This window comes from Streptomyces sp. NBC_01003, assembly GCF_045162695.1.
Lineage (GTDB): Bacteria > Actinomycetota > Actinomycetes > Streptomycetales > Streptomycetaceae > Streptomyces.
The window spans coordinates 10,278,047-10,292,855 of sequence record NZ_CP108707.1; the positions used below are offsets into that span (position 1 = coordinate 10,278,047).

Below are 14,809 nucleotides of genomic sequence, written 5' to 3' on the forward strand. Positions count from 1 at the left end.
GCTTCGCCCCCCTCTGGCCGTTGTGCTGATACGCGTGGATCTCTCGCACATGGTCGCTCCAGCGTGCAGGACTCCATCGCCGGGAAGACCCTCATCGAGAAGGTCGCGGCCGAGCGCCCTACGGTCCCCAAGACCTGGGTCGACGGGTGGCTACCGCCAGTACCTCGTCGAACATGCCGCCGCTCTCGGCATCGACATGCACATCGTCCGCCGCGACCCCGCCACCACGGGATTTACCGTTCTGCCACGCAGATGGACAGTCGAACGGACGCTGGGTTGATCGATGAACCACCGTCGCCCGGCCCGCGACTACGAAGCCCATCCGCACCGATCCGAAGCCATGATCCACCTCACGATGATCAACCTCATGGCCCGCAGGCTCACCGCCGAGTCCACCCTCACATGGCGTGGAACATGAACCATGCCCAACCTGGCAATCCGGGATGAAATAACGGGATGAAACGCCCTCTCACGCAGACCCCCGCGCCCCAGCCCGCCAGGCGGTGCTGTGCCGGATCGGCGTACCGCACCGAGTTAGAGACCACCACCGGCACACCCGTGCGGCGCTCGGGTCGCAGGAAGCGTGCTGGTAGTCCTCATCGAAGGGGATCGCCGGGTCCACCTCGTTCGGAGACGCCTGGATCTTTGTCTCAATTCCCAACTCACCCAGGGCGTGCATCGTCTCGCGGTAAAGGTCAGCCACCGGTCTCGACTCCAGGGCCACGCTGCGGTTGGCGCCGTCGCTGCTGCGGACACAGCTGATGGTCGAGGAAGACGAACTCGGTGTCGAAGACCTCTGAGCGGTAGGGGATCGCCGACGTGGTCAGGCCGCGCAGGCTGACGTACATGGTGACCTGCCACCAGTGATTGACCAGGAGCGCGTGGGCCAGCCGGACCTTGCCGACGATCTGGGTCCACATGTGCAGTGCGTTCCGGCTCTCGGTCCAGTCGGCGGCCCGCAACCGCGGCCACATCGTCCGCGACGCCCCATGAAAGACCATGGCCACAGCACACTTCTCCCAGGACAACTGACCGATACCACCACGCTGCCCTCAGCCGAAGAATCAGGCAACCCGGCGCGCCTCACCGGCCATCGGACCGGAACGCTTGGCATGCTCCACGAGCAGTCGCTGCGCCTGCCTCGCCAGGACAGTGATCCAACGGCCCGGTCTCACCAGAAGCGGCGAGGCCCTGTAGGGCCGATTCGGAAGGAGTCTTCATCATGAATGTCGACCGGCCGGTGCTGGTACTCGGATCCACCGGGGGGCAGGGCAGCGCCGTCGTCAGCGCGATGCTGTCCCGCGGTGTGGCTGTCCGTGGCCTGGTCCGCAACCTTCAATCCGCTTCGGCCCAACGCCTGGCTGCCCGCGACGTCGAGGTTGTCGGCGGAGATCTCGGGGACCGCGAGTCCCTGGCCTCAGCCATGCGGGGAGTAGCCGGTGTGTTCGCGATGACCACGCCCTTCGAGTCAGGGCCGGCCGCCGAGATCGCACAGGGCCGGGCCATTCTCACCGCCGCCCATGAGGCCCGTGTGCCACATTTGGTCTTCAGTTCCGTCGCAGGGGCCGACCAGGACACGGGCGTGCCACACTTCGAGACCAAGGGAGCGATCGAACGGGAACTGGCCGCAGGCGACGTGCCCTACACGATCTTGGGTCCCACCTATTTCTTCGACAACGCCCTCGGCGACGTGGACCGGATCCGCAAGGGGGCGCTCGACCTGCCGCTGCCCCCAGACCGCCCGCTGCAACAACTGGCGCGCCCCGACCTGGGCGAGTTCACCGCCGATGTCTTCGCCGCACCTGACACGTTCATCGGACAGCGCATCGAGCTCGCCGGTGACGCCCCCACGCCCGATGACATGGCCGCCACGCTGAGCACGACGCTCGGTCGGACCGTTCGCCACAACGAAGTGCAGCTCGACGAGATCGGCAACGACGACATGCGAGCGATGTGGACGTTCCTGCGTGGCCACGGCTACCGCGTCGACCTACCGGCGCTGCACGCCGCCCATCCCGATCTGCGCTGGACGTCGTTCGCCGACTGGGCCGAGAGTGCCTTCTCACCGGCACCATGACAGGCCGCCTTGTCCACGGGTCGTCCGCCGCCCGCGACCACACCCGGCCGTCCGGCAGCGGCTGGTGACCTGAGTCAGAGGTTTGTCGTCAGTTGGGCTTGAGTCGTCCGGGTCCGAGGATTCCGCCGTTGTCGTTGACCGATGCCCGACGGGCTGCACTGGAAGGGTGGTTACGACGCCGGCCGATGGTGCGGGCCCTGACGCAACGGGCACGGATCGTGTTGGTGTGTTTCGACGTCTGGAGGGCGATCACCGCGCACCCCGCTACGGTCCGTCAGCCAATCAGCGTGGTTCGACCGCGGCCCCATGCGCGTCGGGGCCTTCAGGCCATGATCCGGGGACGCGAGTGTCAGAATGACGGCTCGCAGGCGGTGTCGATTGCGTGGGTGGCGTACATGACCATGCATGCGGCGCGTCCGTCCGGAGCGGGGAAGCGCAGTTGTGGCGGACAGTCGTGGGGGAGCGTCGGTGGACAGCGGGAAGGCCGCCCAGAGTGACGGGCCGACGTCGGTGAAGATCGCGCATATAGCCGAGTTGGCGGGCGTATCTGTGCCGACGGTGTCGCGGGTACTCAATGGCCGACCAGGGGTGTCCGACGAGACCCGGGCCCGAGTTCAGCGTGCTCTTGCGAGGAACCCCGGGGGTTCACCCCCGGGAGGAATCGCATCCGCGAGTTGGCCCTCGCGCTCGGCCGCGGGGAGAGAGTGCCGCAGCTCGCCCTGGAGACCTCCACGAAACTCGTGGTCCGCCAGAGCACGGCCCCGCCGGCGAGCTGAGCCCGGCACCGCCGACGAACCGAGCGCGGCGTCCGGCGCAGCCCCGGTGTCCTCCAAGTCGCCTGCTCGCCACGAGTGTTGAAGTCTTCGCGTCAGAAACTTTTTCGCAAGACTTTCGAGAGCGACGTCGAAAATTGCGCACACAGCATTGACCGCGCTCCGTCAAGCACACCATCATTCCTACGTCCGAAGTACCGGCCATCGTCCGGTATTTCGAACAAGCTTCGGGCTGGTCCGGCCTGGGCCGTACAGCCGGCCAAGCCCGCTCACCGCATGCGCACCATTCGAGCCGCTATGGAGCTGCCCATGCCCTTGACGCATCGCCTCCGCCTCCGCCCCCGTCACCGTCGCCGCCACGCCTATGTGGCCCTGCTCAGCGCCCTGCTGGCGACGTGCTTATCCGTGCCCGCCAAGGGGGCGACACCGGCGGGCCCCCTCCGGCAGGACCTGCCGGGGAGTTTCCGTTGGTCGTCCACAGGACCGGTGATCTCACCGCAGCAGGACGGCAGCAACTCCGTCGCCGTCAAGGACCCGTCGGTGGTCCAGGACAAGAACGGCAGATGGCACGTCTTCATGACCACCGCGAGCACCTCCGGCGACTGGAGCCTGGCCCACACCAGCTTCTCCGACTGGTCCCAGGCCGCCGGTGCGAAGCAGAACCACCTGGAGACCGCCTCCCGCATCGGCCCCGGCTACCGTGCCGCCCCGCACGCCTTCTACTTCGCCCCCAAGGACGAGTGGTACCTCGTCTACCAGACCGGCCTGCCGTCGTACTCCACCACCAAGGACATCAACGACCCGACCAGCTGGTCCGCGCCGAAGAACCTCATGAGCAGCGTGCCCGACGTCGTCCGGCAGAACATCGGCAACGGCAACTGGCTCGACTTCTACGTGATCTGCGACGACGCGAAGTGCTTCCTGTTCTCCGCGGACGACAACGGCCACGTGTACCGGTCCGAGACCACCGTCGCCAACTTCCCGAACGGCTTCGGCAACACCAAGATCGTGCTCCAGGACTCCCGCTTCGCGCTGTTCGAAGGAGGCGCGGTCTACCGCGTCAAGGGCACCGACACCTACCTGCTGATCTGGGAAGCCATCGGCGGCGACGGCAACCGGTACTACCGCTCCTTCACCTCCAAGGGCCTGACCGGCACCTGGCAGCCGCTCGCCGCCACCGAGGCCAAACCCTTCGCCCGATCCACCGACGTCACCTTCCCCGGCGGCGCCTGGACGAAGGACATCAGCCACGGCGAACTGATCCGCGCCACGAACGACCAGACCATGACCATCGACCCCTGCCGGCTCCGGCTCCTCTACCAGGGCCGGAACCCCAACTCCAGCGGTGAGTACTCGCAGTTGCCCTACCGGCTCGGCCTGGCCACCCAGACCGACTCCACCTGCTGAGGCTTCCGATACCTCCCTGTTCCCCCACACAAGGAGTCACCCATGTCGTTGAATCGACGCGCCTTCCTCGGCCTGACCGCGGCCGCGACAGCGGGCCTGAGCACCCCCCTGCTCGGCTCCACACTCCACCCCGCCTCCGCTGCCGAACTACCCGCGCCCGCCGGTGAGTTCGCCGTCGGAGTACGCCAGTTCAACTGGAGCCGCGGCGCCCGCTCACTGTTCACCAAGGTCTTCTACCCCACCCCTGGTACCTCCGGCGGTGCCCCCATCCCCGACGCCCCGCTCGCCGACGGTGTGTTCCCCGTCGCCGAGTGGAGCCACGGCATGGGCGGCAACTCCGACTCCTACGCCTCGCAGACCCACGCGATAGCCTCCGCCGGTTTCATCTGCCCCGCCCCCTCGTTCTCCGACAACACCAACCTGGGCTCCGTGTACGGAGGCGAATGGTCGAGGGACGTCTCCGAGGTCATCACCCGGACCCTGGCGCTCAACGACGCCACGGGCGGTCCCTTCGCCGGGCACATCGATACCGCGGCCGGCGTCGGCGTCTCCGGCCACTCGATGGGCGGCATGACCACCCACGGGCTGGTGACCGCCTGGCCCGACGACCGTATCGCCGCCGCGGTCCCGGTCGCCTGCGTGGACATGGGTGCCCCCGCCGCCTCGGTCCGTGCGGGCGTGCTGTTCATCCACGGCGACAAGGATCCGACCTGCGACTACGCCCTGGCCCGGCGGGCATACGAGGAGCTGCCCGCGCCCAAGGCGTTCCTCACTCATGTCGGCGCGGACCATGCCGCGTACCTGAATCCGGGGTTCCCCACCTTCGGCCGGACCCAGAACACCCTCGTGGACTGGTTGCGCTGGCGTCTGTACGACGACACCGCCGCCCGCGACCGCCTCCCCGCCGACGCCACCGGCGACGGCACCCGCTGGGAAGCCGCCCTGGCCTGACGGTCGACGGCCGCAGCAGTCCTGACCCCGCACCGCCAACCACCCCCCATCAGAGAGGGACCCGCAATGACCGACAGATCCTCCACAAGGCGCACCTCGCGACGCACCCGCTCCGCGATCACCGCCGCGGCGGCCGGTGCCCTGGCGGCAGGGGCCGTCCTGGCGTTCTCACCCACCGCTCACGCCGCCGACACCCTCGGTGGCGCGGCCGCCCAGAGCGGCCGGTACTTCGGCGCCGCGGTCGCGGGCCAGCACCTCGGTGAGGGGGACTACGAGTCCACGCTCAACCGGGAGTTCTCCAGCGTCGTCGCCGAGAACGCGATGAAGTGGGACGCCACCGAGCCCAGCCCGAACCAGTTCAACTTCAGCGGCGGCGACGAACTCGTCAACTACGCCAAGGCGCGCGGTAAGTGGGTACGCGGCCACACCCTGGTCTGGCACGCCCAGCAGCCCGGCTGGGTACAGGGACTGACCGGCGACACCCTGCGCCAGGCGATGCGCAACCACATCACCAAGGTCGCCGGCCACTACGCGGGCAAGATCGACTCCTGGGACGTGGTCAACGAGGCGTTCGAATGGGACGGCAGCCGACGCCAGTCCAACCTCCAGCAGCAGCTCGGCAACGGCTGGATCGAGGACGCCTTCCGCACCGCGAAGGCAGCCGACCCCAAGGCCAAGCTCTGCTACAACGACTACGGCACCGACGGCATCAACGCCAAGAGCGATGCCATCTACCGGATGGTCCAGGACTTCCGCGCCCGGGGCGTACCGATCGACTGCGTCGGCTTCCAGAGCCACCTGGCCTCGAACTCCGACCTGAGCACCTACCGGCAGAACCTCCAGCGCTTCGCCGACCTGGGCGTGCACGTGCAGATCACCGAGCTGGACGTCGGCGGCTCCGGCGCGGCGCAGACCAATGTGTACCGGCAGGTCACCCAGGCGTGCGTGGCCGTGGCCCGGTGCAACGGCATCACCGTGTGGGGCGTCACCGACAAGTACTCCTGGCGTGCCCAGGAGACCCCGCTGCTCTTCAACGACAGCTATCAGAAGAAGGAGGCATACGGTGCGGTCCTCGCGGCGCTGAACAGCGCGGCGAGCTGAAATCGGCCGGGGCCCGGCGACCGTTTCGCCGGGCCCCGCATCCGTACGCAGCGTGCGGCCCGTCCCCCGCAAAGGCAATGAAGAGCTGATTGGCTCAGGAACGGGCCGTACTGCTCGGGAACGCCTAGCGTGCAGCCCAGTTCCTTCGCGGGATGCCGCGCCCACAACGGGTCACGCAGCACCTCGCGGTCGAGGAGTACCGCGTCCGCCTCCGTTGGCCAGGAGCTTCTCGGCCTGCCCGGGCTCGGTGATGAGACCGACCGCCGCTGCCGACCCCTTCGCGCTGGAGCAGACGACGTGGGAGGTTGCGGGGGTGTCGTCGGGCTTGATCAGCGGTTGGAAGACTGGGCGCGCCGAAACGCTGGACGTTCCTGATCAGCCCGGACGGCGAGTACGACGTCCTGTTGAGACGTGGGCGGGCCGGCCCGGAGCGCTGCTCCGGGCCGGCCCGCCCACGCAATATCAGCTTGCGGCGGGGACCGGGTCGCGGGTTGGTTCGGGCATCGCCTCGGGTGCGGGCGTCTGCTTCGGATCGGGCTCGGCTGTCACCGCGGAGGGATCGGGGGCGGGGGCGTAGGGGATCTCTCCGCGTAGGACGGCCTTGGCGCGGTCCTCGTCGAGCTCGCCCTCCCATCGGGCGACGGCCAGGGTGGCGACGCCGTTGCCGACCACGCTGGTCAGTGCGCGGGCTTCGGACATGAACCGGTCGATGCCGAAGATCAGCGCGAGGGCGGCGACCGGGACGTGCGGGACGGCGCTGAGGGTGGCGGCCAGGGCGATGAAGCCGGAGCCGGTGACGCCTGCGGCGCCCTTGGAGGTGAGCAGCATGACGGCGAGCATGGCCAACTGCTGGGTGAGACTGAGGTCGATACCGAGGGCCTGGGCGAGGAAGACCGATCCCATGGTCAGGTAGATGGCGGTGCCGTCGAGGTTGAAGGAGTACCCGGCGGGCAGCGTGATGCCGACGACCGGTTTCGAGGCGCCCACATGCTGAAGCTTGGCCATCATGCGCGGCAGGACGGGCTCGGTGGAGGAGGTGCCCAGGACGATCAGCAGTTCTTCCTTGATGTAGCGCAGGAAGGGCAGCAGCCGCAGTCCGTTCAGGCGCATCACGGTCCCGAGGACGACCAGGACGAAGAAGAGGGCAGTCAGCCAGAACGAGCCGACCAGCAGCGCCAGGTGGCGCAGGGTGCCCAGACCGTAGTTGCCGATGGTGAAGGCCATCGAGCCGAACGCGCCGATGGGGGCCAGCCGCATGATCCAGCGGATGAGCGTGAACAGGACCGTGGAGAACTTCTCGACGCCCCGGGCGATGCCCACGCCGGCCTCTCCGCTGGCGTGCAGGCCGAAGCCGAACAGCAGGGACACCAGCAGCACAGGCAGGATCTCGTTGCCGGTCAGGGCGCTGACCAGGGTGGCGGGGATCATGGCGAGGACGAACTCGGCGAAGCCCTCGTGGGCCGTGGACGCCTCCGGCGGCAGGCCCTTGGCGGACAGGCTCGAGACATCAACGTGCAGACCGCTGCCCGGTTTGAGGACGTTGACGACGACCAGGCCGATCACCATGGCCACGGTGGTCAGCACCTCGAAGTAGACCAGAGCCTTCAGGCTCACGCGGCCGACCGCGCGGGCGTTGCCCATGGATGCGATGCCGTGGACGACCGTGCAGAAGATGATCGGCGCGATGAGCATCTTCACCAGCGCGATGAAGCCGTCGCCGAGCGGCTTGAGGTCAGCGCCGACGGACGGCCACAGCCAGCCCACGGCGGCGCCGAGGAGGACGGCTATCAGGCACTGGACGTAGAGGTGGGACAGCACCCGGCGGATGCGGCCCGGTGGTGCGGTGACGGTACCCGGGGCGGCGTCGTTGCGGCTCATGCGGGGCGTCCTTCCAGGACGGGAACGAGGAGTTCGGCTCGGGCGATACGCCGGGCGGCGCGGTGCAGGAGCACCGTGGGGGACGCGCCGTCCGGTGCGGGGACGGCTTGGGTGGCGATCACGCCGGCGGGGGTGCCCAGGCGCAGCGTGCCGTCGGCGGTCTGCCGGGCGACGCGGTGGGCGAGGGTGCCGGGGGTGGCGGCGGCCGCGACCAGGGCCACGGCAGAGGTCAGGCCGATCGCCGGGTGCGGGGCGTGCATGGAGACCATGCGCACGGCCAGGTCGTACTCGTCCTGGCTGACGAGGATGCCCTGTGTGGTGCGATATGAGGCAGGCCGGGCGACGATGCCGACCTTCGGCACCGCATGGCTGACCGGACCGTCCTCGCGGGCCAGGCCCATGGCCAGCGCTGCCTGGCGGCGCAGCAGTGTCAGCGCGGGCACTGCGGTGGCGAACGCGGTGAGGGATTCCGTGCCGTCGAGGCCGAACGCCTTGGCCTCGAAGAGTGCGGCCGGCGCGCCGGCGTCCACCAGGGATGCCTCGACGGGACCGTCCGGGCCGGTCAGCTCGTCCAGCGCCCGGCCGGTCGGCAGGGCGCGGCCGGTCGTCGAGCCCGCCGGGTCCTGAAACCCCAGCAGGACCGGAACGCCCGGCGCCGAGGTACCCGGCACCACAGCCGTGCCCTCCTCCGGGGCCACGCCCGCGGGGGTGGGGATCGTGCCGGTGAGGCGGGCCCCGGTGTTGACGTTGAGCATGCGGACGGTGGTGGTGTCCGACGCGATCGGCACGAGCTTGTGGTGGACGGCGTACAGGGCCACGGCGGTGGCGCAGTTGCCGCAGTTGCTGGCCCACTCCACGCGCTCGTCGCCGATTCCTACCTGTGCGAAGGCGTACTCGACATCCACGCCGTGTTCGGCCGACGCCTGTACGACGGCGGCCTTGGAGGTGGTGGAGGAAGCGCCGCCCACGCCGTCGATCTGACGGGGATCGGCGGCGTTGAAGGCGGCAAGCAGCAGGGCATCGACATCCACGCCCGTGGCGACCACGTCGCGGTGGTCGAAGATCCAGCACTTGCTGGTACCTCCACGGATCATCTCGCCCTGCAGACGCAGCACAACTGACTCCTCACAGACATGGAAGGGGAAGCCCACCGACGGTCTCGCCGTGCGTGGTGTCCTCCACGGTGGGTTACAGCAGCGTGAAGTACAATCTCGGAAATCTGCATGGCTATTAAGCTGAAGTGAACGCTGGAGGTAGCGGCATGCTCGACGTCCGGCGCATCCTGTTGTTCACCGAGGTCGCCCGGCGCGGCTCGGTAACAGCGACCGCCCGCGCCCTCAACTACACACCGTCAGCGGTATCGCAGCAGATCAGCCGCCTGGAAGCGGAGGCAGGCCAGCCCCTCCTTGAACGCCACGCCCGGGGCGTCACCGCCACCGACGCCGGACGGGCGCTGGCCGAACGAGGGGAACGGATCGAACGCGAACTGCAGGCCGCGGAAAACGAACTCGCCGACTTCGCCGGCCTGCGCGCGGGCACGCTGCGTATCGGCACCTTCCCCACCGTCGGCGCCTCGCTCCTCCCGCGGGCCGTGATCGCCTTCCGGGACGCCCACCCCGATGTACGGCTGACCGTCCGCAGTGCCCGCATCGCCGGGCTCTGGACGATGCTGGAGAACCGGGAGATCGAGATGTCGCTGATGTGGGACTACGACTGGAGCCGAATCGACCGGGAGGACGTCGTCGTCACCCCCCTTCTCGATGACCCGCCGGCCCTTCTCGTCAGCGACCACCATCCACTCGTCGGCCGCGACGCCGTCTCGCTCGCCGACTTCGCACACGACCCATGGATCACCCGCGCCGACCATCACCCGGTGGCCGAAGCCCTCGTCCGCGGCTGCCGAGCCCTCGGCTTCGAGCCCCACATCGCCTACGAGGCGCACGACTACCAGGAAGCCCAGGCCATGGTCGCCGCCGGCATCGGCGTCGCCCTCGCCCCCACCCTGGCCCTGGAGGGCATCCGACCCGGCGTCGACGTCCTGCCGCTCGAACCGCCGGCCCCCATCCGCCGCATCCTCCTGGTTCGAATGGCCGACCACCCCCTCACCCCCGCCGCCCTGACCTTCGCCGGACTCCTCCGCGACGCCGCTGCCGCCCGGGCCCTCTGACACCGAACCACGCCCACCGGTCATGGAACCGTCGCGCTCACCGCCGCCAATCCAGGCCCCGCGCTTCGGTGTTGGACGTGGGCAACGGGCGGCGGCAAGCAACCCTGGCCATACGTTGGGTTCGTGATCCGGAAGGAACACGGGGTCCGAGGCGGGCGTGGCGAGCGTCGGCTCCGGCAGGACCAACATCGCGATCGCGCGCAGACAGACGATCTCGACGCCAGACAATCGCCCCCGACCAGCGCGAGTACACAACCCGCCACACACACCAGCCCCGTGACCAGCGAATTCAAGATGGTAGATCCTCACTGGTCCGAACGCAGACTGTTCGATGTGAATGTCCATGGTGCTACTCCCTATGCTTCGGCAGCTTCCGCCGCCTGTCCGGCGGCGGCCGCGGAAAGTAGCACTGACCTGATTCTGGACCGCGTGTCAGTCCTTGTAGGAGACGTGGACGTGGTCGTAGTGGCCGCCGGTGATCGTGTGTGTGTTGTTCAGCCCGTGGTCGTACGGCCGACTCCAGCCGCCCTGGTCTTCGGGGTGGTTGATGCTCCAGATGCGTCCCTGCCAGATCACGTACTGCACGTCCAGCACACCGGCGTTCTTGCGTAGCCATGCGGCCAGGGCCCAGCCCTGAGCGAGCGCGGTGCCTTAAGAGATCATCTCAATTGGCGATGCCGGTAACCTGATGCTGTGTTGCTGACTGAGCGTCTGGTCCCTGATGGACTGTGGGAGTTGTTCCAGCGGGTGGTGCCGGAGGCGCCGACTCGGCCACAGGGTGGTGGTCGGCGCCGTCATGGGGACCGTGAGGTGTTGGCGGCGATTGTCTTCGTGGCCACGACCGGTTGTACGTGGTCGCAGGTCCCGCCGGTGTTCGGGCCGTCGGGGGCCACGGCTCACCGCCGGTTCATGGAGTGGAGCCGACAACGGGTCTGGGCGAAACTGCATCGTCTGGTCCTGGACGAGCTGGGGGCTCGAGGCGAGCTGGACTGGTCACGATGCGCAATCGACTCGGTGAACATGCGAGCCCTCAAAAAGGGGACCTGACGGGTCCGAATCCTGTAGATCGGGGCAAGTACGGCTCGAAGATCCACTTGATCACCGAGCGGACCGGACTGCCGCTTTCCGTCGGCATCTCGGGCGCCAACCTTCATGACAGCCAGGCCCTCGAACCACTCGTGCGCGGCATCCCACCGATCAGATCCCGGCGCGGTCCACGCCGCCGGCGCCCCGCCAAGCTTCACGCCGACAAGGCCTACGACAACCGTCACCTGCGGCAATGGCTCCGCCTACGCCACATCACACCCCGCATCGCCCGCAAGGGAGTTGAGACGTCACAGAAGCTGGGGCGCCACCGGTGGACCATCGAACGCACCATGGCCTGGCTCGCCGGCTGCCGACGTCTCCACCGTCGCTACGAGCGCCAGGCAATCCACTTCCTGGCCTTCACCAGCATCGCCTGCACCCTCATCTGCTACCGCGGACTCACCAATTGAGATGATCTCTTGTGCTCCAGTCAGAATTCGTTTCCTGAGCTGCTGGTTGTCGTTGTTCGGGTATGGACGTGATGTCTGAAGTCGATTGTTGGAAGGCCGAGTTGGAGCTGGTTTTCGCTCGGGTGGCGGGCCGGTTCGGGCGGGTGGATCTGCGGTGGCGGATGCGTGACTACGTGCGGGGACTGCTGGCGCCGGTCGGGCGGAAGAACGGCTGGCAGCTGGCCGAGTGGGCCGGCCACCGTGATCCGGCGGGCCTGCAGCACCTGCTGAACGGTGCCCGCTGGGACGCCGATGCTGTCCGCGATGACGTGCGGGATTACGCCGCCGAGCGGCTCGGCCCGGGCGGGGTGCTGATCATCGATGACACCGGGTTCGTCAAGAAGGGCACCACCTCGGCCGGGGTGGGCCGGCAGTGCACCGGCACCTCGGGGAAGATCGACAATTGCCAGATCGGCGTGTTCGGCGCCTACGCCACCGCCCGCGGCCGGGCCCTGGTGGACCGGGAGCTCTACCTACTGAAAGCCTGGACCTCCGACCGTGAGCGGTGCAGGGCAGCAAAGATCCCTGATGAATGCGGCTTTGCCACCAAGGGGGAGCTGGCCCGGGAGATCGTGCGCCGCTGCCTGGCCGCGGGCCTGCCGGCCGCGTGGGTGACCGCGGACGAGGCTTATGGGCAGGACTGGAACTTCCGCCGCCTGCTCGAGCAGCTCGGCTTCGGTTACGTGGTTGCGGTGCCCAAGTCCCTAGCCGGCTGCTGGCGCATCGACCAGCTCATCGACGAAGCCCCCGCCGATGCCTGGCAGCGGCTGTCCTGCGGCGACGGGGCGGAAGGCCCACGCGTCTATGACTGGGCCGCGGCGAAACTGCCCGCCAACATCATTTTCGACCCAGATCCGCCGACCCATAATCGCTGGGTGCTGGCCCGCCGCAGCCTGTCCGACCCCACCGAGATTGCCTACTACCTCGCTCACGCACCCGTCGGCATCGAGATCGACGAACTCGCCCGGATCGCCGGCAGTCGGTGGGCAGTCGAGGAATGCTTCCAGGCCGCGAAGAACGAGTGCGGCCTGGACGAGTACGAGGTCCGCCGCTATCCGGGCTGGTATCGGCACATCACCCTGGCCATGCTGGCCCACGCCTTCCTGACCGCCCTGGCTGCCCAAGAGGCCCACCGGGAAACCGCAGAAACGAACCAACCAGCCTCGTCTCCCTCACCGTGGCAGAAATCCGACGGCTCCTGGACACTCTCCTGCCCCACCCAAGACCCGAACTCAACCAGCGTCAGCATGCTCTGAGATGGTCCCACTGGCGCAGACGCCACCAAGCCACCGCCCAACGATGCCACTACCGGAAAAGAACCAGCTCAAGCCACGAATTCTGACTGGAGTACTAAATACCTCGGCGGCCCCGCATCGGGGTGCAGACACTGCCGCCGGCGGAGATCCCGGGCGGCCTCCACACTCACAAAAATACCCTGGGGGGTATCACTGTTACAGTGGAACGCAGATACCCCCCGGGGTAAAGCGATGTGAGAAGGGAGGCCTCCGTGTTCTTCGTGGACATCCTGGAGACCGAGGGTCTGGGAAACCGCAGCTACCTGGCGGGCGGCCGCGAGGCGGCCGTAGTGATCGACCCGCCGCGGGACGTGGAGCGGGTCGTTGCGGCAGCGGCCGGACGGGGCGTGCGGATCGCGTACGTCGCCGAGACGCACGTGCACAACGACTACGTGAGCGGCGGCCTGGAACTGGCCCGGCTGACCGGTGCGACGTACCTGGTGCCTGCCGCGGCCCGGGTCTCCTTCGACCGCACCCCGGTCACCGACGGCGACACGCTGCCCGTCGAGGGCGGTCTGGCCCTGCGGGCGCTGGCCACCCCCGGCCACACCCCGCATCACACCTCCTACATCCTGCAGCAGGACGGGCGGGAGGTGGCCGCGTTCACCGGCGGATCACTGCTGATCGGCAGCGTGGGACGCCCCGACCTGGTCGAGCCCCGACTGACCGAGAAGCTGGCCCGCGCACAGTACGCCTCCGCACACCGCCTGGCCGCCGAACTCGACGATGCGGTGCAGGTCCTGCCCACGCACGGGTTCGGCAGTTTCTGCTCCTCATCGCAGGCGGAGGGCGACTCCAGCACCATCGGCCAGGAACGCAAGACCAACGCCGCGCTCACGAAGGACGTGGACACCTTCATCGCGGACATGCTCGCGGGGCTGGAGGATGTGCCCGCCTACTACGCACACATGGGCCCCCTCAACGCCGCCGGCCCCGCGCCGGTCGACCTGACCCCGCCGAGGGCGGCGGGAGGCAGGGAGATCGCCGAGCGGCTGGCCGCCGGAGAGTGGGTGGTGGACCTGCGCAGCCGTACCGCGTTCTCTGCGGGACACGTGGCCGGAACGGTCAACTTCGAAGCCGAGGGCAAGCTGGCCACCTACCTGGCGTGGCTGATCCCGTGGGGCAAGCCCGTCACCCTGCTCGCCGACAGCCCGGCCCAGCTCGCGCAGGCGCAGCGGGAGTTGGTACGGGTCGGTATCGACCGGCCCTCGGCCGCCGCCACCGGAGACCCCGCCGACTGGCTGAGCGAGGGAGAGGTGCTGCGTTCCTTCCCCCGCGCGGATTTCGCCGCCCTGAAGAAGGCCCGTGAAGCCGGCGAGAGCCTGGTGGTTCTGGACGTGCGCCGCGACTCCGAGCGCGCCGGCGGATACGTGCAGGATTCCGTTCACATCCCCGTCCACGAGGTTCATGACCGGGCCGGTGAGATTCCCGCCGGGACCGTGTGGGTGCACTGCGCCGGCGGGATGCGTGCGGCCATCGCCGCTTCCCTCCTGGACGCTGCCGGCCGTGATGTCGTCGCCGTCGACGACTCCTTCGACGCCGCCCTCGAGGCCGGGCTCCCCGTGACCACCGGCCTACGTCACTGAACCGCTGCCATCCACCGCGTTCCCCGATCGGAGACAAAG

Annotated in this window: 12 protein-coding genes and 3 pseudogenes; 10 read left to right on the forward strand and 5 right to left on the reverse strand. The window is 68.5% G+C overall.

The features are described from left to right. Positions 1 to 57 precede the first annotated feature (57 nt). Positions 58 to 418: pseudogene (locus OG698_RS47530) on the forward strand (IS5/IS1182 family transposase); the annotation flags it as partial. Between the two features lie 51 nt (positions 419 to 469). On the opposite strand, the pseudogene OG698_RS47535 reads toward OG698_RS47530, so the two are convergent. Further along, positions 470 to 1,001 (reverse strand): annotated as a pseudogene (locus tag OG698_RS47535) (DUF5996 family protein). A 221-nt stretch (positions 1,002 to 1,222) separates the two neighbouring features. Between OG698_RS47535 and OG698_RS47540 the strand changes: the two are divergent. The 5 genes from OG698_RS47540 (at position 1,223) to OG698_RS47560 (ending at position 6,309) form a co-directional block, all read left to right on the forward strand. Further along, positions 1,223 to 2,077, forward strand: coding sequence for an NmrA/HSCARG family protein (locus OG698_RS47540; protein ID WP_406110670.1), 855 nt, complete (start codon positions 1,223 to 1,225; stop codon positions 2,075 to 2,077). A 405-nt stretch (positions 2,078 to 2,482) separates the two neighbouring features. After that, a complete protein-coding gene (locus tag OG698_RS47545; RefSeq protein WP_406110672.1) occupies positions 2,483 to 2,935 on the forward strand; it encodes a LacI family DNA-binding transcriptional regulator in 453 nt (150 codons plus the stop codon). 224 nt (positions 2,936 to 3,159) lie between these two features. Next, positions 3,160 to 4,257 (forward strand): non-reducing end alpha-L-arabinofuranosidase family hydrolase, encoded by a 1,098-nt coding sequence (locus OG698_RS47550; protein WP_406110674.1) that lies wholly within the window; start codon positions 3,160 to 3,162, stop codon positions 4,255 to 4,257. Between the two features lie 42 nt (positions 4,258 to 4,299). Next, a complete protein-coding gene (locus OG698_RS47555; RefSeq protein WP_406110676.1) occupies positions 4,300 to 5,208 on the forward strand; it encodes an alpha/beta hydrolase family protein in 909 nt (302 codons plus the stop codon). A 66-nt stretch (positions 5,209 to 5,274) separates the two neighbouring features. Then, a complete protein-coding gene (locus OG698_RS47560; RefSeq protein WP_406110678.1) occupies positions 5,275 to 6,309 on the forward strand; it encodes an endo-1,4-beta-xylanase in 1,035 nt (344 codons plus the stop codon). Positions 6,310 to 6,416: 107 nt separating this feature from the next. Here the strand turns inward: OG698_RS47560 and OG698_RS47565 are convergent. From OG698_RS47565 to OG698_RS47575, 3 genes and pseudogenes are all read right to left on the reverse strand, one after another. After that, a pseudogene (locus tag OG698_RS47565) lies at positions 6,417 to 6,576 on the reverse strand (NADH:flavin oxidoreductase/NADH oxidase); the annotation flags it as partial. 195 nt (positions 6,577 to 6,771) lie between these two features. Next, positions 6,772 to 8,187: a dicarboxylate/amino acid:cation symporter gene (locus OG698_RS47570; RefSeq protein ID WP_406110680.1), complete on the reverse strand. Its 1,416-nt coding sequence runs from the start codon at positions 8,185 to 8,187 to the stop codon at positions 6,772 to 6,774. After that, on the reverse strand, positions 8,184 to 9,302 hold the full coding sequence (locus tag OG698_RS47575) for a PrpF domain-containing protein (protein ID WP_406110682.1): 1,119 nt from the start codon (positions 9,300 to 9,302) through the stop codon (positions 8,184 to 8,186). The genes OG698_RS47570 and OG698_RS47575 overlap by 4 nt, the downstream gene beginning before the upstream one ends. Positions 9,303 to 9,448: 146 nt before the next feature. Between OG698_RS47575 and OG698_RS47580 the strand changes: the two genes are divergently transcribed. Next, positions 9,449 to 10,354 carry a LysR family transcriptional regulator gene (locus OG698_RS47580; protein WP_406110684.1) on the forward strand — a complete coding sequence of 302 codons (906 nt, stop codon included), beginning with the start codon at positions 9,449 to 9,451 and terminating at the stop codon, positions 10,352 to 10,354. A gap of 432 nt (positions 10,355 to 10,786) precedes the next feature. Here OG698_RS47580 and OG698_RS47585 read toward each other — a convergent pair whose 3' ends face one another. Next, positions 10,787 to 10,948 (reverse strand): hypothetical protein, encoded by a 162-nt coding sequence (locus OG698_RS47585; RefSeq protein ID WP_406110686.1) that lies wholly within the window; start codon positions 10,946 to 10,948, stop codon positions 10,787 to 10,789. Between the two features lie 105 nt (positions 10,949 to 11,053). Here OG698_RS47585 and OG698_RS47590 point away from each other — a divergent pair. The 3 genes from OG698_RS47590 (at position 11,054) to OG698_RS47600 (ending at position 14,770) form a co-directional block, all read left to right on the forward strand. Next, positions 11,054 to 11,850, forward strand: a protein-coding gene (locus OG698_RS47590; protein WP_406111717.1) for an IS5 family transposase whose coding sequence is annotated in 2 segments (ribosomal slippage) — positions 11,054 to 11,386 and positions 11,389 to 11,850 — 795 coding nt in all. Because the reading frame shifts where the segments join, the coding sequence is not laid out codon by codon here. A 62-nt stretch (positions 11,851 to 11,912) separates the two neighbouring features. After that, positions 11,913 to 13,145 (forward strand): IS701 family transposase, encoded by a 1,233-nt coding sequence (locus OG698_RS47595; protein ID WP_406110688.1) that lies wholly within the window; start codon positions 11,913 to 11,915, stop codon positions 13,143 to 13,145. Positions 13,146 to 13,396: 251 nt separating this feature from the next. Then, positions 13,397 to 14,770 carry a rhodanese-like domain-containing protein gene (locus OG698_RS47600; protein ID WP_406110690.1) on the forward strand — a complete coding sequence of 458 codons (1,374 nt, stop codon included), beginning with the start codon at positions 13,397 to 13,399 and terminating at the stop codon, positions 14,768 to 14,770. Positions 14,771 to 14,809: the final 39 nt, after the last annotated feature.

Coding starts and splice junctions, on each gene's coding strand:
- OG698_RS47580 (WP_406110684.1), top strand. CDS start 9,449: ATGCTCGACGTCCGGCGCATCCTGTTGTTCACCGAGGTCGCCCGGCGC.
- OG698_RS47545 (WP_406110672.1), top strand. CDS start 2,483: ATGCGGCGCGTCCGTCCGGAGCGGGGAAGCGCAGTTGTGGCGGACAGT.
- OG698_RS47555 (WP_406110676.1), top strand. CDS start 4,300: ATGTCGTTGAATCGACGCGCCTTCCTCGGCCTGACCGCGGCCGCGACA.
- OG698_RS47560 (WP_406110678.1), top strand. CDS start 5,275: ATGACCGACAGATCCTCCACAAGGCGCACCTCGCGACGCACCCGCTCC.
- OG698_RS47595 (WP_406110688.1), top strand. CDS start 11,913: ATGGACGTGATGTCTGAAGTCGATTGTTGGAAGGCCGAGTTGGAGCTG.
- OG698_RS47570 (WP_406110680.1), bottom strand. CDS start 8,187: ATGAGCCGCAACGACGCCGCCCCGGGTACCGTCACCGCACCACCGGGC.
- OG698_RS47550 (WP_406110674.1), top strand. CDS start 3,160: ATGCCCTTGACGCATCGCCTCCGCCTCCGCCCCCGTCACCGTCGCCGC.
- OG698_RS47540 (WP_406110670.1), top strand. CDS start 1,223: ATGAATGTCGACCGGCCGGTGCTGGTACTCGGATCCACCGGGGGGCAG.